The sequence below is a fragment of the Acidaminococcus nyctereutis genome (assembly GCF_052216985.1).
Classification (GTDB): Bacteria; Bacillota; Negativicutes; order Acidaminococcales; family Acidaminococcaceae; genus Acidaminococcus; species Acidaminococcus fermentans_A.
This window is the reverse complement of record NZ_JBQOUY010000005.1, coordinates 84339-107777: the sequence shown is the minus strand read 5'-3', so window position 1 is coordinate 107777 and position 23439 is coordinate 84339. Positions and strand designations below refer to the sequence as shown.

Annotated in this window: 17 protein-coding genes; all 17 read left to right on the top strand. The window is 56.8% G+C overall.

Annotation, left to right across the window (positions count from 1 at the left end; genetic code table 11):
- Positions 1–5 precede the first annotated feature (5 nt).
- The 17 genes from ACTUHY_RS04505 to ACTUHY_RS04425 all read left to right on the top strand — a co-directional run bounded on the left by ACTUHY_RS04505 (position 6) and on the right by ACTUHY_RS04425 (position 23411).
- A complete protein-coding gene (locus ACTUHY_RS04505; protein WP_278674752.1) occupies positions 6–1160 on the top strand; it encodes a 1-deoxy-D-xylulose-5-phosphate reductoisomerase in 1155 nt (384 codons plus the stop codon).
- 11 nt (positions 1161–1171) lie between these two features.
- Positions 1172–2188 (top strand): RIP metalloprotease RseP, encoded by a 1017-nt coding sequence (rseP, locus tag ACTUHY_RS04500; protein ID WP_442826740.1) that lies wholly within the window; start codon positions 1172–1174, stop codon positions 2186–2188.
- Positions 2189–2198: 10 nt separating this feature from the next.
- Positions 2199–3266, top strand: coding sequence for a flavodoxin-dependent (E)-4-hydroxy-3-methylbut-2-enyl-diphosphate synthase (gene ispG, locus ACTUHY_RS04495; protein WP_442826739.1), 1068 nt, complete (start codon positions 2199–2201; stop codon positions 3264–3266).
- 2 nt (positions 3267–3268) lie between these two features.
- Positions 3269–4984, top strand: coding sequence for a proline--tRNA ligase (locus tag ACTUHY_RS04490; protein ID WP_442826738.1), 1716 nt, complete (start codon positions 3269–3271; stop codon positions 4982–4984).
- Between the two features lie 180 nt (positions 4985–5164).
- Positions 5165–5842, top strand: a complete 678-nt coding sequence (locus ACTUHY_RS04485) for an MgtC/SapB family protein (protein WP_442826737.1) — start codon at positions 5165–5167, stop codon at positions 5840–5842.
- Positions 5843–5906: 64 nt separating this feature from the next.
- A complete protein-coding gene (locus tag ACTUHY_RS04480; RefSeq protein ID WP_442826748.1) occupies positions 5907–9422 on the top strand; it encodes a PolC-type DNA polymerase III in 3516 nt (1171 codons plus the stop codon).
- Between the two features lie 112 nt (positions 9423–9534).
- The gene (locus ACTUHY_RS04475) at positions 9535–12345 is read left to right on the top strand and encodes a heavy metal translocating P-type ATPase (protein ID WP_442826736.1); all 2811 of its coding nucleotides are present in this window, start codon (positions 9535–9537) and stop codon (positions 12343–12345) included.
- Between the two features lie 133 nt (positions 12346–12478).
- A complete protein-coding gene (locus ACTUHY_RS04470) occupies positions 12479–12967 on the top strand; it encodes a S1 RNA-binding domain-containing protein (protein WP_442826735.1) in 489 nt (162 codons plus the stop codon).
- A 56-nt stretch (positions 12968–13023) separates the two neighbouring features.
- Complete coding sequence (gene tilS, locus ACTUHY_RS04465) at positions 13024–14076, top strand: tRNA lysidine(34) synthetase TilS (protein ID WP_442826734.1); 1053 nt, start codon at positions 13024–13026, stop codon at positions 14074–14076.
- Positions 14060–14599 carry a hypoxanthine phosphoribosyltransferase gene (gene hpt, locus ACTUHY_RS04460; protein WP_442826733.1) on the top strand — a complete coding sequence of 180 codons (540 nt, stop codon included), beginning with the start codon at positions 14060–14062 and terminating at the stop codon, positions 14597–14599. The genes tilS and hpt overlap by 17 nt, the downstream gene beginning before the upstream one ends.
- Positions 14600–14655: 56 nt before the next feature.
- The gene (gene ftsH, locus ACTUHY_RS04455) at positions 14656–16593 is read left to right on the top strand and encodes an ATP-dependent zinc metalloprotease FtsH (protein WP_442826732.1); all 1938 of its coding nucleotides are present in this window, start codon (positions 14656–14658) and stop codon (positions 16591–16593) included.
- Positions 16594–16858: 265 nt separating this feature from the next.
- Positions 16859–17854 carry a biotin--[acetyl-CoA-carboxylase] ligase gene (locus tag ACTUHY_RS04450; protein ID WP_442826731.1) on the top strand — a complete coding sequence of 332 codons (996 nt, stop codon included), beginning with the start codon at positions 16859–16861 and terminating at the stop codon, positions 17852–17854.
- Positions 17851–18411, top strand: coding sequence for a biotin transporter BioY (locus ACTUHY_RS04445; RefSeq protein ID WP_442826730.1), 561 nt, complete (start codon positions 17851–17853; stop codon positions 18409–18411). The genes ACTUHY_RS04450 and ACTUHY_RS04445 overlap by 4 nt, the downstream gene beginning before the upstream one ends.
- 364 nt (positions 18412–18775) lie before the next feature.
- Positions 18776–19546 carry a type III pantothenate kinase gene (locus ACTUHY_RS04440; protein WP_278675138.1) on the top strand — a complete coding sequence of 257 codons (771 nt, stop codon included), beginning with the start codon at positions 18776–18778 and terminating at the stop codon, positions 19544–19546.
- 54 nt (positions 19547–19600) lie between these two features.
- Positions 19601–20590, top strand: coding sequence for a tRNA dihydrouridine synthase DusB (dusB, locus tag ACTUHY_RS04435; protein ID WP_442826729.1), 990 nt, complete (start codon positions 19601–19603; stop codon positions 20588–20590).
- A 242-nt stretch (positions 20591–20832) separates the two neighbouring features.
- Positions 20833–22212 (top strand): dipeptidase PepV, encoded by a 1380-nt coding sequence (gene pepV, locus ACTUHY_RS04430; RefSeq protein ID WP_442826728.1) that lies wholly within the window; start codon positions 20833–20835, stop codon positions 22210–22212.
- A 104-nt stretch (positions 22213–22316) separates the two neighbouring features.
- Positions 22317–23411, top strand: a complete 1095-nt coding sequence (locus tag ACTUHY_RS04425; RefSeq protein ID WP_278675130.1) for a dipeptide epimerase — start codon at positions 22317–22319, stop codon at positions 23409–23411.
- Positions 23412–23439: the final 28 nt, after the last annotated feature.

Here is a 23439-nt window from a genome sequence, read left to right as displayed (position 1 = left end):
TTTCCATGAAGAAAATCGCAATATTGGGGTCCACGGGATCCATTGGTACCCAGACCCTGGATGTGGTGTCGGCCAACTCGGAACGGCTCCAGGTGGTGGCCCTGGCGGCCCATGAAAATGATGGGCTGCTGGAAGCCCAGATCCGGAAGTTCCATCCTCTGGCAGCAGCTCTGTCCGATCCTGAAGCAGCCTGGCGTCTGAAGGCACGGTACAGCGGACCTACAGAGATCCTCAGCGGTCCGGAGGGAATCATGGCAGTGGCCACCTGTCCGGAAGCGGATACGGTACTGGGAGCCATGGTGGGCTATGCCGGTCTCCGGCCTACCCTGGCAGCTATCCAGGCTGGGAAAGATATCGCCCTGGCCAATAAGGAGACTCTGGTGGCGGCCGGGAGCCTGGTGATGGAGGCGGTGAAAAAAAACGGGGTCCGGTTGACTCCCGTGGACAGTGAGCACAGTGCTATTTTCCAGTGCCTCCAGGGCAATGCCCATAAGGATCTGAAGCGGATCCTGCTCACTGCTTCTGGAGGACCTTTCCGGGGAAAGAGCCGGGAGGAGCTCCAGAACGTGACAGTGGAACAGTGCCTCCACCATCCCACCTGGACCATGGGTACCAAGGTGACCATCGATTCATCTACCCTGGCCAATAAAGGACTGGAAGTGATCGAAGCCCACTGGCTATTCGATGCCCCTTATGAAAAGATCGTCCCCGTGATCCACCCCCAGAGCATCGTCCACAGCCTGGTGGAATACAGCGATGGGGCTGTGATGGCCCAATTGGGGGTGGCGGACATGAAGCTGCCCATCCAATATGCCCTCAGCTGGCCGGACCGCTGGCCGGTAGCCTTCGACCAGCTGGATCTGGTGAAAGCCGGAGCCCTGACTTTTTACGAACCGGACACCGAATTGTTCCGGGCTCTCCCTTTGGCCATCCAGGCGGGCAAACAGGGCGGGATCCTGCCCTGTACCTTCAATGCAGCCAATGAAGTGGCGGTAGCAGCGTTTCTCCAGGGAAAGATCTCTTTCTTGGGGATTGCGGATCTCATTGAGAAGGTCCTGTCGGCTACGGAGCCCCTTCCGGTGGATTCCTATGGGACCATCGTGGAAGCGGACCGGAAAGCCCGGGAAAGAGCAGAAGCTTTTGTACAGCAGGAACCATAGGAGGATTTGTTTTGTTGACCATCTTAGCAGCCATTGTCTTGTTTGGTGTACTGATCACGGTCCATGAGCTGGGCCATTTTCTGGCAGCCAAGGGCACCGGTATGCTGGTGACGGAGTTTTCCATCGGCTTCGGGCCCAAGCTGTTCCAGAAAAAAGCAGGGGAGACCCTCTATTCTCTCCGGCTCTGCCCCTTGGGGGGCTACAACCGGATTGCCGGTATGGAGCCAGGGGAAGCGGTGACGTCCCGAGGCTTCAATGGCCGGCCCTTATGGGCCCGGATGCTGGTGATCCTGGCCGGCCCTTGCATGAATTTCCTGCTGACCTTCCTGATCCTCTTCGGTGTGTTCGCCTTCAAGGGAATGGCAATCCCGGTGGATGAACCAGTAGTGGGGGGGCTGATGGAAGGCTATCCCGGAGCGGAAGCCGGGCTCCAGATCGGGGATCGGCTGGTGAGCATCAATGGGCAGGTCCTGTCCCACTGGAACGAGATCAATGGCCTTGTCCAGGCAAACGGGCCGGCAGAGAGCCACCTGGTGATCCAGCGGCAGGGAAACCGGCAGGAGCTGAGGCTGCAGCCTCGGTATGATGGAGAAAGCAAACGGTTCCTCATCGGGGTCCGGCCCCGGATCGAGCACAAATCCCTTTCCCTGGGAGAAAGCCTGAAGACCGCGGCTCTTTCCGTGATCCGGATCACTGGGGCCATGGTCGACGGGCTGCGGAGGATGGTGACCGGGAAAGTCAATGCGGAAATCGCCGGTCCTATCGGAGTGGCCCATATGGCGGGGGATGTAGCCGCCCAGGGAGCCATTCCCTATCTGGAATTCATGGCCTTCCTGAGCTTGAACCTGGCTGTCTTGAATCTGGTACCCATTCCAGCCTTGGATGGAGGACAGTTCCTGGTGCTGGTAGTGGAAGGGATCCTGGGCCATGCGCTGGCGCCCCGGGCCAAGGAAATCATCCAGATGATCGGTGTGGCCTGCATCATTGCCTTGACCATCTTTGCCACCATGCATGATCTGCTGCAGTAGGAGGGGAACTATGGAAAGAAGAAAAAGCCGTACGGTGGGCATCGGGCAGGTGACCATTGGGGGAGAGAACCCGGTGGCCGTCCAGTCCATGACCAATACGAAGACCGAAAACATCGCCGCTACTGTGGACCAGATCCACCGGCTCACGGATCGGGGCTGTGAAATCATCCGCTGTGCCGTACCTACCCTGGAAGCGGCCCAGGCCCTGAAGGAAATCCGGAAACAGATCACCATCCCCCTGGTGGCGGATATCCATTTCGATTACCGGCTGGCGCTGGCGGCCCTGGAAAGCGGGGTGGATGCCCTGCGGCTGAACCCGGGGAACATCGGGGGCCGAGAGCGGGTGGAAAAGGTAGTAGATGCCGCCCGGGAGCGGCAGGTGCCCATCCGGATCGGTGTCAATGCGGGGTCCCTGCCCAAGGATCTTTTGGAAAAGTATGGGCATCCTACGGCAGAAGCCCTGGTGGAAGCTGCCTGGCGGCATATCCGTATCCTGGAAGGAATGGATTATGATCATATCGTCATTTCTCTCAAAGCTCACGATGTGCCCCTGACCCTGGCCGCCTACCGGCTCATGGCCAAAGAATGCGATTATCCCCTCCATGTGGGGATCACAGAAGCAGGGACTATCCACAGCGGCCTCATCAAGAGCGCTGTAGGTATCGGGACCCTCCTGGCCGAAGGCATCGGGGATACCATCCGGGTGTCTCTGACCGGGGATCCCCTGGCGGAAATCGATGCCGGGTTCGAGATCCTGAAATCCTTGGGCCTGCGCCAGCACGGTCCCACCCTGGTATCCTGTCCCACCTGCGGGCGGACCTGCTGGAGCCTGGAAAAGGTGGCCAAAGAGGTGGAGGCCCGGCTGGCCGATATCCCGGAACCTATTACCGTCGCGGTCATGGGCTGCGTGGTGAACGGACCGGGAGAAGCCCGGGAAGCCGATGTGGGCATTGCCGGAGGCAAGGACGAAGGCCTGCTGTTCCGGAAGGGACAGATCCTCCGGAAGGTGCCGGAAGACCGGCTGGTAGAAGAACTGTTTGAAGAAATCCATAAGATCACAGACGAAAGGAAGTTATAAACATGCGCGTTTCCCAATTGTACGCTCCCACTCTCAGAGAGGTCCCGGCTGAAGCCGTCATCGAAAGCCACAAGCTGATGCTCCGGGCCGGATATATCCGAAAGGTGGCCGGCGGGCTGTACAGCTATCTGCCCCTGGCCTGGCGGAGCCTGCGGAAAATCGAGGAAATCATCCGGGAGGAAATGGTCCCCACCGGAGCCCAGGAAATCATGATGCCCATAGTCCAGCCTTCGGAAATCTGGCAGGAAAGCGGCCGGTGGCCGGCCTACGGGGCGGAGATGTTCAAACTGAAGGATCGGCACGGCCGGGACTTCTGCCTGGGGCCCACCCATGAAGAACTAGTGACCACCCTGGTCCGGGATGATCTCCGGTCCTATCGGCAGCTGCCGGTGACCCTGTACCAGATCCAGAGCAAATTCCGGGATGAGAAGCGACCCCGTTTCGGGCTCATGCGCAGCCGGGAATTCATCATGAAGGACGGCTATTCCTTCGACAAAGATGCGGAAGGGCTGGATAAATCCTACCAGGATGAATACGATGCCTATGCCCGAATCTTCACCCGGTGTGGCCTGGATTACCGGCCGGTGGAAGCGGACAGCGGTGCCATCGGCGGCAAGGGAAGCCACGAATTCATGGCTCTGGCGGACAGCGGGGAAGCTGGGATCGTGTACTGCGATACTTGTGATTATGCCGCGGACGTGGAAAAGGCAGAATGTGCTGTCATCGAAGCTCCTGCGGAAGAAGCTCTGCCTCTGGAAAAGAAAGAGACCCCTGGCTGCAATACCATCGAAGCCGTGTGCCGTTTCCTGAAGGCTCCTGTGGAAAAGAGCGTCAAGGCCGTAGCCTTTGTCACCGACGAAGGGAAACTGGTGCTGTGCTTTGTCCGGGGAGACAAGGAAGTCAACGATACCAAAGTGGTGAATGCAGTAGGCTGCAATGAAGTGGAAATGGCGCCGGATGATTTGATCCGGGAAGCCGGTACGGTCCCTGGATTCATGGGGCCTATCGGCCTGGACAAGGATAAGGCCGTCATCCTCATCGATCAGTCTGTGATGAATATGCACAATGTCTGCTGCGGAGCCAACGAAAAGGACGTCCACTATGTGAATGCGGAACCTTCCCGGGATTTCGTGTACACCCAGGTGACCGACATCAGCACTGCCGTAGCCGGGGACAAATGCCCCCACTGTGACGGACATCTGAAGGAAGCACGGGGCATCGAAGTGGGGCAGGTATTCAAGCTGAATACCAAGTACAGCGAAGCCCTCCATGCCACCTATCTGGATGCGGATGGAAAAGAACGGCCACTGGTGATGGGCTGCTACGGCATCGGCGTGGGCCGGACCCTGGCTGCTGCCATCGAACAGCACCATGACAAAGACGGGATCATCATGCCCAAGAACATCGCTCCCTATCAGGTGATGGTACTGGCCATGAACGTGAAAGACGAGGAAAGCTGGCAGAAGGCAGTGGAGATCCACGACGCCCTGAACAAAGCCGGCATCGATACCCTGCTGGATGACCGGGACGAACGGGCCGGGGTGAAGTTCAAGGATGCGGACCTGATCGGCTGCCCCCTGCGGATCGTCATCGGGCCTAAGACCATGAAGCGGAATGCCATGGAAACCAAGCTCCGGTGCAATGGAGAAATGGCCGATGTCTCCTTTGATGGGGATTGGATCCAAGCCATCCGGGAGATCTTGGATAAGGCGCTGTAATTGGGTCACGGGTCGCGGGTAGTGAGTCGCGGGCTTTGACCGCAATCCCTATAGAATCCTGCTGCTTTGCAGAAAAGAGCAGAGCATGTTTCTATAGACAGGAAAGACGGCCGTTTGATTCAATGGAACAGAGCACGCGACCCGGGCTGCTTTCTGCAGCCCGTAATTGGAGGTGATGGCATGGAGAACGAAATGCTGGCACAGATGACTCTGCGGATCCTGTTGGCCGCCTTTTTGGGCGGTCTGATCGGTTTGGAACGGAGTAGCGGGGACCGGCCGGCGGGACTGCGGACCCATGTGCTGGTGGCCACTGGTTCGGCTCTTCTGATGGTGGTTTCCATTTATGGCATCGACGGCCATCCCCAGTACCGGGATCCGTCCCGGATCGCCTCCCAGGTGGTCAGCGGCATCGGCTTCCTGGGGGCCGGAACCATCCTCCACGAAGGACTGACGGTGAAAGGACTCACCACGGCTGCCAGCCTGTGGATCGTGTCGGCCATCGGCCTTACCGTAGGATGCGGGATGTTGGCGGTGGGCATCTTCACCACGGGCATTACTTTGGTGACCCTGATCATGATCCGGGGCTTGGAGAAGAAAGTCCTGCCGGCGGGGAAAGCCACCCGCTGCAATCTCCATGTGATCGTCAACAAAAATCCTGACAGCATGGTGGAGGTCATGGGGTATCTCCAGGAACGGAACATCAAGACCCGGATCCTAGGGATGCGGAATGATCCTCAGCGGAATGTACTGGAAGTGGATCTGGCGGTGAAAATCGGGAAGTACTACAATGCCAATGAGATCATCAGCGGGCTGAAGAGTACCAAGGCCGTGCAGAAAGTCGTCTTGCAGGATGAATGATGAGGTTGGAATGAATTCAAGTCGTTATAAAATCGTACCCAACAGACATGTTTTCTTGGATTTCATGGTGACCTTGGACCTGAGTCCAGAACAGCGCCACTGTGTAGAAACATTCCCCATCCGGTATGTGGAAGTGGATGAAGCCAGGAACACCTGGAAAATTTCATATGATGCAGCAGCAACACTTCTGGAACGACAGGAACTGGCAGCGGTAGCCCAAAAGCTGGCCGCTGCCTGTTCTGTCGCTCAGGTGACATTCGTCAATGTACATGGGGACCAGGCGGTGGCTCCCTGCTTGGAGGAGGAAGGAATCCCCCTGCCAGAGCCGGAACCGGAAGAGGAAGCAGCTCCGGAAGATGACTTTTTCCAGAGTGAGGAGTACCAGAAGGCCCTGGAAGCTGTCCAAGGGAGTACGGAAGAAGGCCTGAGCAAAGATGGGGTGGTCTTCGGCCGGAAGATCACCAAAAAGGCCCGGACCATGGCAGAAGTGGTGGAAGAAGAGAATAATGTGGTGGTAGAAGGCACGGTCGTGGGGTTCGAACAACGGGAACTGCGGACGGGAGCTGTCATGCTCACCATCAAGCTCACCGACGCTACGGAAGGGCTCTTTGCCAAGATCCGCTTCGGGGAACGGAATGAGGGCAATGATCCCAAGAAGAACCAGAAGGAATGTGCGGACCTCCAGGCCAAGATCCCGGAAGGGTCCCTGGTAAAGATCCAGGGGAACATCACCGTGGACAAATACGCCAACTCCGAGCTGGTGATGGTAGGGGTCAAGGGTATCATGAAGGAACCGGTGGAACTCCGGGAAGACAAGGCGGAAGTCAAACGGGTGGAGCTCCACTGCCACACCAAGATGAGCAAGATGGACGGACTCACCCCCATCAAGGAACTGGTGGATACGGCTGTGCGTTGGGGCCACAAAGCCCTGGCCCTGACGGACCACGGGGTGGTCCAGGCCTTCCCCTTTGCCTACGATGAAGCCAAGGACCTGGCCAAAAAGAACGGCTGGGAACTGAAGCTGATCTACGGGGTGGAAGGCTATCTGTGCCACAGCCGGGAGGATAAGAAGAACTACCACATCATCCTCCTGGCCAAGAACGTGGAAGGACTCCGGAACCTGTATCGGCTGGTGTCCCTTTCCCACCTCCAGTATTTCGGCGGCAAACCCAAACGGCCCCGGATCACCAAGGGCCTGCTGGACCAGTACCGGGCCGGGCTGATCATCGGCTCTGCCTGTGCTGCGGGGGAAGTATACCGGGCCATCCTGGCCGGGGTGCCGGACGAGGAACTGAAGGAAATCGCCTCCTACTACGATTATCTGGAAATCCAGCCCACCGGCAACAACAACTATCTGATCCGGGATCCCCGGTTCCCGGATATCAAATCGGTGGAAGACCTCCAGGCCATCAACAAAAAGATCCTGGCCCTGGGGGACGAACTGGGGAAACTGACGGTGGCCACCTGCGACGTCCACTTCCTGAATCCGGAAGACGCCCTGGCCCGGAAGATCCTCCAGGCGGGGATGGGGTATCCCGACGAGGAACAGCCCCCTCTGTACCTGCGGACCACCGAAGAGATGCTGGAGGAGTTTGCCTACCTGGGAGACCGGGCCTATGAAGTGGTGGTGGAAAACGCTAACAAGATCAGCGACCAGGTGGAGCATTTCAAACCGGTGCCCGACCGGGACCAGCTGTATTCGCCCACCATCCCTGGGGCCAAGGAAAAGGTGGAATCCCTGAGCTATGCCAAAGCCCACGAATGGTACGGCCCCAATCTGCCGAAGATCGTGGAAGACCGGCTGAAGCAGGAACTGTCCTCCATCATCGGCAATGGGTTCTCGGTGCTGTACTACATTGCTCACCTGCTGGTGAAGAAATCCAACGACGACGGGTACATGGTAGGGTCCCGGGGATCCGTAGGGTCTTCCTTTGTGGCCACTATGCTGAACATCACAGAAGTGAACCCCCTGGTACCCCATTACCGGTGCCCCCACTGCTACCATACGGAATTCTTCACCGACGGCTCCGTAGGGTCTGGCTTCGACTTGCCGGAGAAGGACTGTCCGGAATGCGGTACCCCTATGATTCGGGACGGGCACAACATCCCGTTCGCCGTATTCCTGGGATTCCATGGGGACAAGGTGCCGGATATCGATCTGAACTTCTCTGGGGAATACCAGCCCCGGGCCCACAAATACACGGAAGAACTGTTCGGACGGGACAATGTGTTCCGGGCCGGTACGTTGGGGACCATCAAGGATAAGACGGCCTACGGGTATATCAAGAAGTACTACGAGACCCGGGGCGAACCGAAACGGACCGCCTTCATCGAAGGACTGATCCCTAAACTGGCCGGAGTGAAGCGGACCACCGGCCAGCACCCCGGGGGCATCGTAGTCATCCCCAGGAACTTGGATGTCCACTACATCACTCCGGTGTCCTATCCGGCGGATGATCCCAGCTGCGGCACCATTACCACCCACTACGATTTCCACTCCATTGACGAACGGATCGTCAAGCTGGATATTCTGGGCCACGATGATCCTACGGTGATCAAAATGCTGGACCGGATGCTGGGGGAAGACTTCTGCCGGAACATCCCCATCGGGGATCCGGATACCATGGAGCTGTTCCTGTCCACCAAATCCCTGGGGGTGACTCCGGAGCAGATCGGGACAGACGTGGCCACTTACGGGGTGCCGGAATGCGGCACCCGCTTCGTGCGCCAGATGATCTCGGATGTAAAGCCCAAGAACTTTTCCGACCTTCTGCGCATTTCCGGCTATTCCCATGGCACCGATGTGTGGCTGAACAACGCCCAGGATTTGATCAAGGCGGGGACGCCTACCGAAGATACCATCTCTACCCGGGACGATATCATGAACTGGCTGATCAACAAGGGGATGGAACCCAGCATGGCTTTCGGGATCATGGAATGGAGCCGGAAAGGAAAGGCCCACAAGAAAGGGTTCAAGCCGGACCAGCTGGAAGCCTTCGCAAAGGCCCATATCCCGGAATTCTACATTAAAGCCTGTACCACCCTGCAGTATCTGTTCCCCAAGGCTCACGCCGTGGCTTACGTGCTCAGTGCCTACCGGATCGCCTACTGCAAGGTGCACCATCCCAAGGAGTTCTACGCCGCCTACTTTACGGTCCGGGCGCCCCACTTTGACTATACTCTGGTCCACAAGGGCCTGGATTATATGAAGCGGTTCATCCAGAACGTGAACAACCAGGGGACCAAGGCTTCCGTCAATGACAAGGATACTGCCACCTATATGGAACTGTGCGTGGAGATGTTGGAACGGGGATTTGTGTTCGATAAAGTGGATCTGTACAAATCCGATGCCCATAGATTCCTGGTGACGGAAAAAGGGCTGCTGCCCCCGCTGGGTGCCATTGGAGGCATCGGGGGAGTGGCGGCGGAAGGAATCGTGGAAGCCAGGAAGAAAGGGCCTTTCATTTCCCAGGAAGATCTGCGGAACCGGGCCAAGATCAGTACATCCAATGTGGAGATCTTAGACGAACTGGGGATTCTGGAAGGGATGCCCAAGACGGACCAGATCGAACTGTTTTAAGCCAAGGGGCTGTTGCGTGTGCAACAGCCCCTTGACTTTTTTACCCATGTGGGGTATCATAGGGACATAGCAAAGGATACCTAGGTAGGGTATAAGAAAGAGAGGTTTGACCATGAAGCAATATATCGTAACGGGTATGACCTGTGCATCTTGCCAGGCACATGTGGAAAAGGCAGTTGCTGGTGTGCCCGGTGTCAAGAGTGTTTCCGTATCCCTTTTGACCAACAGTATGGGGGTGGAAGGGACCGCCTCCGACAGGGATATCATCCAAGCCGTGGAGGACGCAGGGTATGGGGCGTCCGTCAAAGGGGCTGCCCAGGTCAAGCAGGGACTGGCTGAGAAACTGGCGGCCGATGAAGAGGCGCTGAAGGACCATGAGACGCCTCGGCTCCGCCGCCGACTGTTCACTTCCCTGGGGTTCCTGTTCGTACTGATGTACATCACCATGGGCCATAACATGCTGGACTGGCCGGTGCCGGCCCTCCTGGACGGGAATCATCTGGGGCTGATGCTCACCCAGATGCTGCTGGCCATCATCGTCATGTACATCAACAAGGACTTTTACACCAGCGGCTTCAAGACCCTGTTCCATGGGGCTCCCAATATGGATACCCTGGTGGCCCTGGGTTCTTCCGTATCTTTTTTCTGGAGCCTGGCCGTATTCTATGACATCACGTTCCTGACGGTCCACGGGACTCCTTTTGCAGAACTCCACCATATGTATATGCATGACCTATACTTTGAAACGGCGGCTATGATCCCTTCCCTGATCACCTTGGGGAAGATGCTGGAGGCCATGAGCAAGGGTCGGACTACCGACGCCCTGAAAGGGCTCATGAAATTGGCTCCCAAGACAGCCGTGCTGATCCGGGATGGGAAAGAAGTCACCGTATCCATCGATGATGTGCAGAAAGGGGATATCTTTGCCGTCCGTCCCGGGGAAAATATCCCGGTGGATGGGGTGGTCGTCAAAGGCAATTCTGCCGTCAACGAAAGCGCCCTTACGGGGGAAAGCCTGCCGGTGGATAAGAAGCCGGGGGATAAGGTCTCTACGGCGACCATCAACCAATCCGGGTATCTGGAATGTGAAGCTACCCGGGTCGGGGAAGACACCACATTGAGCCAGATCATCAAGCTGGTCAGCGATGCGGCGGCCACCAAGGCCCCCATCGCCCGGATCGCAGATAAGGTCTCTGCCGTATTTGTACCGGCCATCATCAGCATTGCTGTGATCACCACCATCGGCTGGCTGATCGCCGGGGCCCCTCTGGGTTCTGCCATTGCAAGGGGCATCGCTGTTTTAGTCATCGCCTGTCCCTGTGCCCTGGGGCTGGCAACCCCTGTGGCCATCATGGTAGGCAGCGGGGTGGGAGCCAAGAACGGTATCCTATTCAAGACTTCTTCTTCTTTGGAAAATGCCGGCAAGGCAGCTGTGATGGCCTTGGATAAGACCGGGACCATCACCCAGGGCCAGCCCAAAGTAACGGATGTGGTGCCTGCAGAAGGGTATACCAGAGAAAGCCTGCTCCAGCTGGCCTATGACCTGGAACAGAAATCCGAACATCCCCTGGCCAAAGCGGTGGTAGAAGAAGCCCAGGCCAAAGGGCTCCAGGCAGAAGACGTGGATGGATTCCAGGCCCTGCCGGGGAATGGGCTCCAAGTCCTCCAGAAAGGAGAGAAACTCATCGGCGGCAGCCTGAGCTTTCTGAAGAGCCTGGGGGTTGTGGACAGCACCCTGGAAGCCAAAGCTGGGGAACTGGCCAGCCAGGGCAAGACGCCCCTGGTGTTTGCCAAAGATGGGAAATTGGCCGGGATGATCGCCGTGGCTGACGTGATCAAGGAAGACTCCGCCAAGGCCATCAAAGAACTCCAGAACATGGGGATCGAAGTGGTCATGGTCACCGGGGACAACCAACGGACTGCAGAAGCCATCGGCCGGCAGGCTGGGGTGGATAAAGTGGTGGCCGACGTCCTGCCGGAAGGCAAGGAAGCTGTGATCCGGGAACTCCAGAAAGCCGGAGGCCTGGTGGCTATGGTAGGGGACGGCATCAATGATGCTCCGGCCCTCACCCGGGCAGATATCGGCATCGCCATCGGTGCTGGGGCCGATGTGGCCATCGATTCAGCGGACATCGTACTGATGAACAGCCGCCTCACAGATGTATCGGCAGCCGTCCGGCTGAGCCGGGGCACGGTGACCAACATCCACGAGAACCTGTTCTGGGCCTTCTTCTACAATATGATCTGCATCCCGCTGGCAGCTGGCCTGTTCAGCTATAAGATGAATCCCATGGTAGGAGCGGCTGCCATGAGCCTGTCCAGTTTCACCGTGTGCATGAATGCCCTGCGGCTGAACCTGTTCAACCTCCATGATGCCCGGCATGACAAGAAACGGAAGAACCCGGCAGCGGATCTGGTAGAAAAAGCGGACCTGGCTCCCCAGCCGGCTGCCTGCCCGGTACCGGCAGCGGCCGGCACTCAGGTGACCTATCAGGTGAAAGGCATGATGTGCGCCCACTGCGAAGGCCGGGTGAAGAAGGCCCTGGAAGGGCTGGACGGGGTCGTCAGCGCCCAGGCGGACCACACGGCCGGGACCGTGGAAGCCACGGTGACCCACCCTCTGGATTATGCCTTGGTACAGCAGGCGGTGGCCAAAGCCGGTTATGAAGTGACCGGAGAAGGAAAAACGGCAGCTAAGGCAGCTGCTGGGACCACTGTGACCCTGAAAGTGAAAGGCATGATGTGCGCCCACTGCGAAGGCCGGGTGAAAAAGGCTCTGGAAGGGCTGGAGGGAGTCATCAGCGCCAAAGCCGACCATAATTCCGGCACCGTGGAAGTCACCGAAACCCGGAATGTCCCAGAAAACGACTTCAAGAGCGCCATACTGAAGGCGGGATATGAATATGAGGGGATAGAAGCATAGGATTGTCAGCTGACCGTTGACCAGAGGGGCTGCCGCTTCGGTGGCAGCCCCTTTTCCCCCTTGACGAAAAATCGTTAACAACGGTATAATGGTTAACGTAATACCCACTGAAAAAGGAGGATGTCTTTGACTTATGGCTTTGGAAAAAGGCGCAGTTGTAGATGGTATTGTCACCGGGATTACGAATTTTGGTGCATTTGTGTCATTGCCCGAAAATAAGGTTGGTCTGATTCACATTTCTGAGGTTTCCAATGTCTTCGTCAAAGATGTACATGATTTCCTCAAGGTTAAGGACAAGGTTACGGTCAAGGTGGTTTCCATCGATGACAAAGGGAAAATCGGCCTGTCCCTGAAAGCCCTGATGCCTCCTGCTCCTGCTCCGGAACGGAAACTGGCTGGGGAAAATCGGCATTTCGAGAACAAACATCTGGACAATAAACGGTTCGACGGCAAGAAGCGGTTTGAAGGCAAACTCTTCCATGGAGCTCCCCGAGCACAGGGACCCATGAGCTTCGAAGACAAGCTTTCTAAGTTCCTGAAAGAAAGTGATGATCGTCTGCTGGATCTGAAACGGAATACGGAATCCAAACGGGGCGGCCGTGGTGCTCGCAGAGGAGATTGATGAACACACAAAAGGTACTTCCTCGGAAGTACCTTTTTTAATTAGAAGGTGAAAGCGTGAGTATACTAGAAGACAGTCTGCGGCAGCTGGTAGCGGCTTCCCCTCTGTGGCAGCCCCCTTCCCCGGCAGTGGCAGCCTGCAGCGGAGGAGCTGATTCCCTGGCCCTCACCGATGTCATGGCCAGGCAGGGGGAAGCAGACGGCGTGAGAGTCCTGGTGGTCCATGTCCAGCATCATCTCCGGGGCGAAGAAGCAGAACGGGATGCGGCCTTGGTGGAGGACTACTGCCGGGCCCGGGGGCTGGATTTCCGGCGGATGGACGTGGACCCGGGAACCCTGGCCCAGGAAGAAGGTTTATCCCTGGAGGAAGCGGCTCGGAAGCTGCGGTATGAGGCTCTGGAACAATGCCGGGAAGAAGTGGGAGCCAGCGGCATTTTCCTGGCCCATCACCAGGATGATCAGGCAGAAACGGTCCTCCTGAACCTCCTCCGGGGAACCGGGACACGGGGTATGCGGGGCATGCTGCCAGTGAGCGGATCCCTGGCTCGTCCTTTCCTGGATATCACCCGGAGGGACACGGAAGCGTATTGTGCGGAACAGGGGCTGACCTACTGTTTGGACAGTACCAATGAAGACCTGGCTTTCAAACGGAACTGGGTGCGGAAGAAACTCCTGCCCCTGCTGGAAACCCAGAATCCCCAGATCAGCAGGCAGCTGGCCCAGGCGGCACGATTGGCAGCCAGTGATGAGGCCTATCTGGAGGAACTGGCCGGCCGCTATCTCCGGGCTTATGGCCGGGAGGTGTTCGGCACCGTCGATGTAAAAGTGGAAAAAGAATTCGGGGCATTGCCCTTGGCCCTCCGCAGCCGAGTGATCCGGATCCTGGTCCGGAAAGCTGGCGGGGCCGAACTAGGATATGACCACGTGCAGAAAATCCTGGAAATGATTGCCCGGGGAGTGGGCAACAAAGCGTTGGATGTCCCTGGGAATGTCCGGCTGATCTATCTGAACGGCCGGTTGATGGCGGGAAAGAACCAACGGTCCCGAGAAGCAGAAAGGGCCGCCAAGTTAGCGCAGAAGGAGCGTCAGAGAAATGAACGAAAAAATTGAAAGAGTATTGATCGATGAGAAGACCTTGAAAGCCCGTATTGCTGAGATGGGGGCCCAGATCAGCCGGGACTATGCAGGGGAGGAACTGGTGGTCATCGGACTGCTGAAAGGAGCTGCCTATTTCCTGACGGAATTGACCCAGCGCATCACCGTGCCGGTGCGGATCGATTTCATCAAGGCTTCTTCCTATGGGGCCGGCACCCAATCCTCTGGCAAGGTAGATATCGATTATGATACGTCCCGGAACATGGCCGGCAAGAACATCCTCCTGGTGGATGATGTGATCGATACCGGGCTGACCCTGAAAGCCGTGGGAGAATTGTTCCGCAACCGGAACCCCAAGAGCCTCAAAGTGGCTGCCATGCTGGACAAGAAGGAACGCCGTCTGGTGAAAGTGCTGCCGGATTATGCCGGGTTCGAGATCCCCGATGAATTCGTGGTGGGCTTTGGCCTGGACTATGATGAAGAATACCGGAACCTGCCATATATCGGTATCCTGAAACGGTCCGTCTATGAAAAATAATTCTCCATGTCTATTTTCCCTTTCCAAGGGATCCTAGGCAGGAAAGGAGTTCAAGTGTGAGTAAGTTTATCCGCAATCTCGTGTTTTACCTGCTCATTGTCATTGTAGGGGTCTGGATCTATGATTATTACAATGCATCCAGCACGCCGAAGAATGAAATGAGCTACAGCAACTTCATGAAAGAAGTCCAGCAGGACGAAGTGAAGAATGTCACCATTGTGGACAATTCTGTGATCCGGGGCAAACTGAAGAACGGGGCAGAATTCACCACCATCGCTCCCCGGGATGAGAAACTGGTGGATACTCTCCGGGCCCGGAATGTGGAAATCAAGGCGGAATTGCCGCCTCAGCCCTCCATGCTGAGCAATCTCCTCACTTCCATCCTGCCCATGGTGGTCATCGTGATCCTTTGGTTCTTCATGATGAACAATGCCCAGGGCGGCGGCAGCCGGGTCATGAGCTTTGGCAAGAGCAAAGCCAAACTCTATGGGGACGGCAAGAGCCGGGTCACCTTCAAAGATGTGGCCGGGGCGGACGAAGCCAAGCAGGAACTGGAAGAAGTAGTAGAATTTTTGAAGGCACCTCAGAAGTACAACCAGCTGGGAGCCAAGATCCCCAAAGGGGTGCTGCTCTATGGGCCTCCCGGTACAGGGAAGACTTTGCTGGCTAAGGCTGTGGCCGGGGAAGCCGGCGTGCCTTTCTTCAGCATTTCCGGGTCTGACTTTGTGGAGATGTTCGTAGGTGTAGGGGCGTCCCGTGTCCGGGATCTGTTTGACCAGGCCAAGAAAAACGCGCCCTGTATCGTATTCATCGATGAAATCGATGCCGTGGGCCGGCAGAGAGGCGCCGGTCTGGGCGGGGGCCATGACGAACGGGAACAGACCCTGAACCAGCTGCTGGTGGAAATGGATGGCTTCGGAGCCAATGAAGGGATCATCATGATTGCTGCCACCAACCGGCCGGATATCCTGGACCCTGCTCTTTTGCGTCCAGGCCGGTTCGACCGGCAGATCGTGGTGGACAAGCCGGATATCCGGGGACGCCGGGCCATCCTTCGGGTCCATACGAAAGGCAAACCCATGGATCCTACGGTGGACTTGGGGGTCATTGCCCGGCAGACTCCGGGCTTTACCGGAGCGGATCTGGCCAACCTGGTGAATGAAGGGGCTTTGCTGGCTGCCCGGCACAACCAGGTGACCATCACCATGAGCGATTTGGAAGAAGCGGCAGAACGGGTGATGATGGGACCGGAACGGAAGAGCCGGGTCATCACGGATGAGGAAAAGAAACTGACGGCTTACCATGAAGGGGGCCATACCCTGGTAGGGATGCTGCTGGATCATACGGATCCGGTGCATAAAGTCACCATCATACCCCGGGGGCGGGCAGGCGGCTATACCTTGAGCCTGCCTACGGAAGACCGGTATTATGCCACCCGCAGCGAGATGCTGGATCAGCTGAAGGTGCTGCTGGGAGGCCGGGTGGCGGAAGCCCTGGTACTCCGTGAAATCTCCAGCGGTGCCAGCAGCGACCTCCAGCGGGCTACAGAACTGGCCCGGCGGATGACCTGTGAATACGGCATGAGTGAAGTGCTGGGGGCTGTGACCTTCGGCCATCGGCAGGAACAGGTGTTCCTGGGACGGGATATCGGCCGGCAGAATGATTACAGTGAAAAAGTAGCGGCCCAGATCGATGGGGAAATCCGCCGGTACATCGATGAAGCCTATGAAGGTACGGTGAAGCTCCTGACCGATAACATGGACAAGCTGCACCTGATCGCCCAGAACTTGATGGAACGGGAAACCCTGGAAGGCCATGAAATCGAAGAACTGCTGAAATATGGCCATATCCTGGAAAAAGGGGAAGTACCGCCCCAGCAGGAACCGAAGGAACCCCAGGATGGGACCCCGGCTCCCATCGGTCCGGTGCCGTCTGAAGAACCGGCCGAAGGACCCGTGGTGGCTCCTGTACCCAAAGAAGTGCCGCAGGGGTGAAGTGTCTGCCACTTAGCGGCAGACTGGGTCGCGGGCCTTGGGTCACGGGTCACGAGCTTGTTCGGTGTATTGCGAAAGATACTGTTTTATAATCGGACCATGGATTCTCTTCTGTTGCATAGACAAGAAAAGGAGGAGAAATTCCATTGGAATCAGGCTCGCGACCCGCGACTCGCGACCTGGGGTGCTGCTTTTGCAGCACCCCTTTTTCCAGACCATTAGGTTAACATATTCCCCCTCTATGGGGAACGAAAGGAAGACTGTCATGCGTACTGAAATCCTGAAAATCCTCCGTGAAAAAGCTCCGGAACCGGTTTCTGGGGAAGAATTGGCCCATACGCTGGGCATCACCCGGACGGCCATCTGGAAGCATATCCAGACGTTGAAAAAAGAAGGGTACGGCATCGAAGCCTATACGAAAAGAGGATATGTACTGACTTCCATCCCAGATAAGATGCTGCCTTCGGAAATCGCTGCCCAGCTCCATACGCGATTCTTGGGCCATGCCATCTGTTATCAGGAAAGCGTCACCAGTTCCAATGAAGTCCTGAAGAAACTGGCGGATAAAGAGGCGGCCGATGGGGCCCTCTGTGTAGCCGAAGAACAGACCGGGGGCAAGGGGAGGCTGTCTCGGGGATGGTTCAGCCCCAAGGGAAAGGGCCTGTGGTTCTCTCTCCTGCTGAAACCCACCTTCCTTCCCCAAGAAGCCCCTAAAATGACCCTTTTGAGCGCTGTGGCAGTGGTCCAGGCCATCCGGGAAGTCTGCCATGTGGAGGCCCAGATCAAGTGGCCCAACGATGTGCTGCTAGAAGGCCGGAAGCTGGTGGGGATCCTGACGGAGATGAGCGCGGAATTCGGCCATATCAATTACCTGGTAGTGGGTATCGGGATCAATGTCTGTGTCCCCCGGGAAATGGTGCCAGAAGATTTGCGCCAGGCAGCCATTTCTATTGCAGATGTGACGGGCAAAAAAGTGGACCGGGTGGCCCTTTTGGCCAAGGTCCTGGAATACATGGAACAGTATTATGAAATTGCCTGCCGGGAAGGATTCGGGCCGATCTTCGACCAGTGGCGGAAATTTTCCATCACTTTGGGCAAACAGGTGAAAGTCATCGCCCCGGATAAGACCTATATCGGTACGGCCTTAGATATCGACGATACGGGAGCTCTCCAGGTGAAGAAAGAAGATGGGACGGTGGAAACAGTCCTGGCCGGGGATGTGTCCATCCGGCCGGCTAAGGGAAAGGGGAAATACGCATGAACCGCACACGGAATATGATGGGAGCGGCTTTGTTCACTGCTCTGATGATCATGAGTTCTTATGTGACCATTCCTGTAGGACCGGTGCCGGTGACTCTCCAGACTTTGATGGCCCAGCTGGGGGGATTCCTGCTGGGACCGGTTTGGGGAACGGCGGCCGTGTTGGTTTGGCTGATCCTGGGCTGCGTGGGGCTGCCGGTGTTCAACCAAGGCCAGGCGGGCCTTGTGATGCTGGCTGGGCCCACTGGGGGCTTTATCCTCAGTTTCCTGGCTGTAGCCTGGCTGTCAGGCAAGATCAGCCATGGCCGGTGGGCAGGAGACAGCCTGGGGAAGAACTTCCTGGCTTTGGCCGGAGTGACGGTGATCTGCTATGTCATCGGAGCCATCGGGTTCAGGCTGAGCTTTGCCTTCTTCCTCCACAAGCCCATGACTTGGGAAAAGACCATGCTCCTTGCCGTGGCTCCTTTCCTGCCCCTGGACATTGTAAAAGCCTTCATCACTGCCTTCTTGGGCATCCGTATCCGCCGGGCCCTGAAGTCAGGGGGGATGTGGGAGTAAGGGGGTGTGAAAGAATTCAAACCCCGGTCGCGGGCTGAGGGTCACGGGTCGTGAGCCTGGACGGTCAAACCTTTCGTTTCTTTTCCAGATGAGGATAAGATGAAATCGGATTGAAATCTGGAAAACAGGATATTTGGTCTGCACTAACAAGCACGCGACTCACGGCCCGTGACCCGCGACCTGAAAAGGGGCTGTTGCTCTTGCAACAGCCCCTTTTCCTTGACAACTCCCCCTGTTCCACCTATAATTAAATCGTTTATGGACCGGACCTGAACGGAGAGGAGTCCGGAAGATCTGCAGCAGGTCTTTCCTGCGGGAGTCCCAGGCCGGCCATCATTTTAGAAACCGATATGGAGGGTTCACCATGTTAATGGTAATGGATGTTGGCAACACCAACATCGTAGTAGGCGTTCACGATGGCAAGAGCTGGCAGGCACACTGGAGGATATCCAGCAGCCGGTCCCGTACTTCGGATGAATTCGGCATCATCCTGGGGAGCATGTTTGCCTACAGTGGAATGGATATGAAGGATATTGAAAACATCATCATTTCCACGGTGGTTCCGCCTCTCCTGGTTCCCCTGTGCAATATGTGCAAGCGCTTCTTCAGCATCACACCTTTTGTGGTCACCAGTGAGATCAATACAGGCTTGAAACTGGATTATGATGATCCCTCCCAGATCGGGGCAGACCGGATTGTCAATGCGGTAGCTGCCCACAACCTGTATGGGGACAAGGGCAATTTGATCATCATCGATTTCGGTACCGCTACCACCTTCTGTGCCTTGACACCGGCCGGTGAATATCTGGGCGGGGCCATTGCTCCGGGCATCGGGATTTCTACGGAAGCCTTGTTCCAGAAGGCAGCGAAACTGCCTCGGATCGAGCTGATCAAACCGCCGAAAGCCATCTGCCGGGATACCATCCATGCCATGCGGTCCGGGGTCATCTTCGGTTTCGTAGGGCAGATGGACGGGCTGATCACCCGGATGAAAAAAGAACTGGGCGGACAGGCATTCGTCATCGCTACCGGCGGATTCGGCAAGCTCATGGCCAGTGAATCCGATCTGGTGGACGTAGTGGAACCCTTCCTGACCCTGGAAGGCCTGCGGATTTTGCATGAGATGAATAGATAAAAGCTGTCAATGGCCTAAGGGGTCGCGACCCGTGACCTGACAGGAGTGTGCTTTATGACAGAACAACGTTTCTTCGATGATATTCGGACTTGCCGTCCGGTCATCGCTCTCGCCCCTATGGCTGGGGTGACGGATCTGCCCTTCCGGGTGATCTGCCGGGAATTGGGAGCTGATTATACGGTTTCGGAAATGGTCAGTGCCAAGGCGCTGCTGTTCAAAAATCCCAAGACTTTCGCCATGCTGGAAGTGGATCCCCGGGAGCATCCTGTGGCCGTCCAGCTGTTCGGGTCCGTACCGGAAGAATTGGCCCAGGGGGCTAAGATCGTGGCAGACCATGGGGCGGATATCATAGACTTCAATATGGGCTGCCCGGTACATAAGATCGTGGCCAATGGGGAAGGATCCGCCCTCATGAAAGATCCCCAGCGGGCCTATGCCTGCATGGCTGCGCTGGTCGATGCAGTGGACCGGCCTGTGACGGTGAAGTTCCGAGCCGGCTGGGACGAAGGACATCGGAATGCAGTGGAAATCGCCTGCTTGGCGGAAAAAGCCGGCGTGGCCGCTGTGGCGGTCCATGGCCGTACCCGAGGCCAGTTCTACAGCGGAAAAGCCGATTGGGAGATCATCCGTCAGGTCAAAGAAGCGGTCTCCATCCCCGTGCTGGGAAACGGAGATGTATTCACGGCACAGGATGCTTTGGATCTTTGGGCAGCGGCTCATTGTGATGGGGTCATGGTGGCCCGGGGAGCCCAGGGAAACCCTTGGATCTTCCGGGAAATCCAGGAGGCACTGGCAGGGAAACCCATTCCGACCGTGACCTTGGAAGAACGGTTCGCCATGGTCCGGCGCCATTTGCAAGATCTGACTGCTTGCAAGGGAGAAAAGGTGGCCATCCGGGAAATGCGGCACCACGGAGCCTGTTATTTCACCGGCCTGCCCCACAGTGCCCATTACCGGAACGCCATCAACCAGTGCTTGAGCCGGGAAGCTTTTGAACAAGTGCTGGAAGAGTATGAAGAAGAATTGGAAACAAAATCGGTCTAACATGTATACAGGATACTATATAATGTTAAGATTTCCGACAAATTGATTGACAAGGATACTACGATGCGCTACACTTACTATGAAAGACCGTGAAGGGATGCTGTTTCATTTTGTGTGGCCTATCCCAATAGTCCAGCAAGCATTATGAGACCCAGCAGAGGTGCCCAAGGATGGAGTGCGCCTTGCTGGGCCTTTTTTTATCCCGGCATCCCTGGAGGAGAAACAGCAAGGGAGGTTGTGCCATGGAACTGGCCAAACTGGTAGAACAAAATCGTGAAGCAATGGTCAAGACCCTGCAGGAAGCGGTCCGGATCAAAAGCGTACAGGAAGGAGCCCTTCCAGGAAAACCCTTCGGCCCTGGGCCGGCCCGGTGTCTGGCCTACATGCTGGAAGAAGCAGAAAAAATGGGCTTCCGGACGCAGAATGTGGACAATTACATGGGCTGGTGTGAATATGGGGAAGGCCCGGAAATGGTAGCTGTCCTGGGACATCTGGATGTGGTGCCGGAAGGGGATGGCTGGACCCGGGACCCCTATGGCGGAGAAGCCGATGGAGAGAATGTCTATGGCCGGGGCACCATGGATGACAAAGGGCCGACTGTGGCAGCCTTGTATGCCTTGAAAGCCCTGAAGGACAGCGGCGTCCCCCTGAAGCGACGGATCCGGATCCTGTTCGGGACCAATGAAGAAACCGGAAGCAAAGACATGCAGTATTATTTGGATCAAGGTGGGGAAATCCCGGTGTGCGGTTTTACCCCTGACGGAGAATATCCGGTGATCAATGGGGAAAAGGGCATCATCAACGTGACTTTTGAACGGGAGTATGCCCAATCCGGGCCTTTGATCCTGAAAGAAATCAAGGGAGGATCGGCTTTCAATGTGGTGCCAGCGCTGGCTTCGGCTCTTCTCCAATGCGAACCGGCGGAAGCGGCCCGGATCTTGGAACGGTATGGAGAAAAGGACCCCAAAGTCCAATGGGAAGTGATCCCGGAAGGACTGAAAGTGACAGCCCAGGGAATCCAGGCCCATGCGGCTTCCCCAGAAAAAGGGGAAAATGCCATCGGGCGGCTGCTGGCAGCTTTGGCGGAGCTGCCTTTTGCCGATGATCTCCAGCAGGCATTGGCCTTCTTAGGGAACAAGATCGGCTTGGAAGTCCACGGAGAATCCTTGGGCATCTGTCTGGAAGACGCGGCTTCCGGGAAGCTGTCCTTCAATATGGGCGTCATCCAAGGGGACGCAGGGAAGCTGACGCTGAAGATCAACTATCGGTATCCTGTGACCAAGAGCTATGACGGATGTGCGCCTAAGCTGGACGACCAGTTTGCAGCCGCCGGGTTCCAGAAGGTCAGCGAAGCCCATAAAAAAGCCTTGTATGTGGACCCCAAGACGGATTATATCCAGACGCTGCTCCAAGTATATGGGGAACTGACAGAGTTTGAACCGAAGACCATCTGCATCGGGGGCGGCACCTATGCCAAGAGCATCCCTAACATCGTGGCATTCGGACCCATTTTCCCAGGAGATACGGTGCGGGAACATCTCCCGAATGAATATTGGGAAATCCACAAGCTGGTGCTGAATGCGAAGATCTATGCAGAGGCCCTGTATCGGCTGGCGAAGTAAAAGGCAGTCAGCTGTCAACGGTCAGCGGCCTAGGGAAGCCGGCGCGGCCGGCTCTGAATGAGGGAAAAAACAAATCCGTTGCAATAAATAAGGAGGGGAAGCCGATGAAAATTACCAAAGTCCGTCTAGGGAGAATCTCTGTTCCTCTGCGGGTACCGTTTAAGACGGCTCTGCGTCAGGTGAACAGTGTAGAAGATGTCATTGTGGAAATCCATACAGATACTGGAGAAGTGGGGTTTGGAGAAGCGCCTCCTACCGGGGCCATCACTGGGGATACCACCGGTGCCATCCTGGGCGCCTTCCAGGACCATATTGCCAAGACACTGGTGGGCCGGGATGTGGATGATTTCGAAGATATCACCCAGGCCGTCCAGGCTTGCATCGTGAAAAATACCAGTGCCAAGGCGGCTGCGGATATCGCGCTGTGGGATCTGTATGGGAAGAAATACGGGATCCCGGTGTACAAGATGCTGGGAGGGGCCAGGAACAAGATCGTCACGGATATCACCATCAGCGTGAATCCTCCGGAAGAAATGGCCCGGGATGCGGTGGATGCCATCCGGCGGGGGTACGATACCCTGAAGGTGAAGGTGGGGATCGATCCCTCCTTGGATGTGGCCCGGCTGGCCGCTGTCCGGAAAGCGGTGGGACCGGATGTCCGGATCCGCATCGATGCCAACCAGGCCTGGAGCCCCAAACAGGCGGTGCGCCTGCTGAACCAGATGCAGGATAAAGGGCTGGATATCGAACTGGTGGAACAGCCGGTGAAGGCCCATGATTACGAAGGGCTGAAATATGTGACCGAACGGTCCTATGTGCCAGTGCTGGCCGACGAAGCGGTGTTCTCCGTAGAAGATGCCCTGAAGATCGTCCAGATGCAGGCAGCGGACCTGATCAATATCAAATTGATGAAATGCGGCGGGCTCACCAACGCTTTGAAAATCGCTACTTTGGCAGAGGTGTGCGGGGTAGAGTGCATGATCGGCTGCATGCTGGAAGCCAAGGTCAGCGTCAATGCGGCGGTGCATCTGGCCTGCGCCCGGAAGATCATCACCCGGGTGGATCTGGATGGGCCCGTGCTCTGTTCCGAAGATCCGGTGGAAGGCGGTGCTCTATTCAATGAAAAGGAAATCACGGTCAGCGACGCACCGGGACTGGGTGTCACCGGGATCCGGGGCATCCGATATCTGGAGGAGTAGCCTGCTGCAGGGAAGAATGAAAGGAGAG

What these genes read in the sequence shown, in the direction of transcription:
- ACTUHY_RS04505 (WP_278674752.1), top strand. Translation starts at nt 6, where the DNA reads ATGAAGAAAATCGCAATATTGGGGTCCACGGGATCCATTGGTACCCAG.
- ispG (WP_442826739.1), top strand. Translation starts at nt 2,199, where the DNA reads ATGGAAAGAAGAAAAAGCCGTACGGTGGGCATCGGGCAGGTGACCATT.
- ACTUHY_RS04490 (WP_442826738.1), top strand. Translation starts at nt 3,269, where the DNA reads ATGCGCGTTTCCCAATTGTACGCTCCCACTCTCAGAGAGGTCCCGGCT.
- ACTUHY_RS04485 (WP_442826737.1), top strand. Translation starts at nt 5,165, where the DNA reads ATGGAGAACGAAATGCTGGCACAGATGACTCTGCGGATCCTGTTGGCC.
- ACTUHY_RS04480 (WP_442826748.1), top strand. Translation starts at nt 5,907, where the DNA reads ATGGTGACCTTGGACCTGAGTCCAGAACAGCGCCACTGTGTAGAAACA.
- ACTUHY_RS04475 (WP_442826736.1), top strand. Translation starts at nt 9,535, where the DNA reads ATGAAGCAATATATCGTAACGGGTATGACCTGTGCATCTTGCCAGGCA.
- ACTUHY_RS04470 (WP_442826735.1), top strand. Translation starts at nt 12,479, where the DNA reads ATGGCTTTGGAAAAAGGCGCAGTTGTAGATGGTATTGTCACCGGGATT.
- hpt (WP_442826733.1), top strand. Translation starts at nt 14,060, where the DNA reads ATGAACGAAAAAATTGAAAGAGTATTGATCGATGAGAAGACCTTGAAA.
- ACTUHY_RS04450 (WP_442826731.1), top strand. Translation starts at nt 16,859, where the DNA reads ATGCGTACTGAAATCCTGAAAATCCTCCGTGAAAAAGCTCCGGAACCG.
- ACTUHY_RS04445 (WP_442826730.1), top strand. Translation starts at nt 17,851, where the DNA reads ATGAACCGCACACGGAATATGATGGGAGCGGCTTTGTTCACTGCTCTG.
- ACTUHY_RS04440 (WP_278675138.1), top strand. Translation starts at nt 18,776, where the DNA reads ATGTTAATGGTAATGGATGTTGGCAACACCAACATCGTAGTAGGCGTT.
- dusB (WP_442826729.1), top strand. Translation starts at nt 19,601, where the DNA reads ATGACAGAACAACGTTTCTTCGATGATATTCGGACTTGCCGTCCGGTC.
- pepV (WP_442826728.1), top strand. Translation starts at nt 20,833, where the DNA reads ATGGAACTGGCCAAACTGGTAGAACAAAATCGTGAAGCAATGGTCAAG.
- ACTUHY_RS04425 (WP_278675130.1), top strand. Translation starts at nt 22,317, where the DNA reads ATGAAAATTACCAAAGTCCGTCTAGGGAGAATCTCTGTTCCTCTGCGG.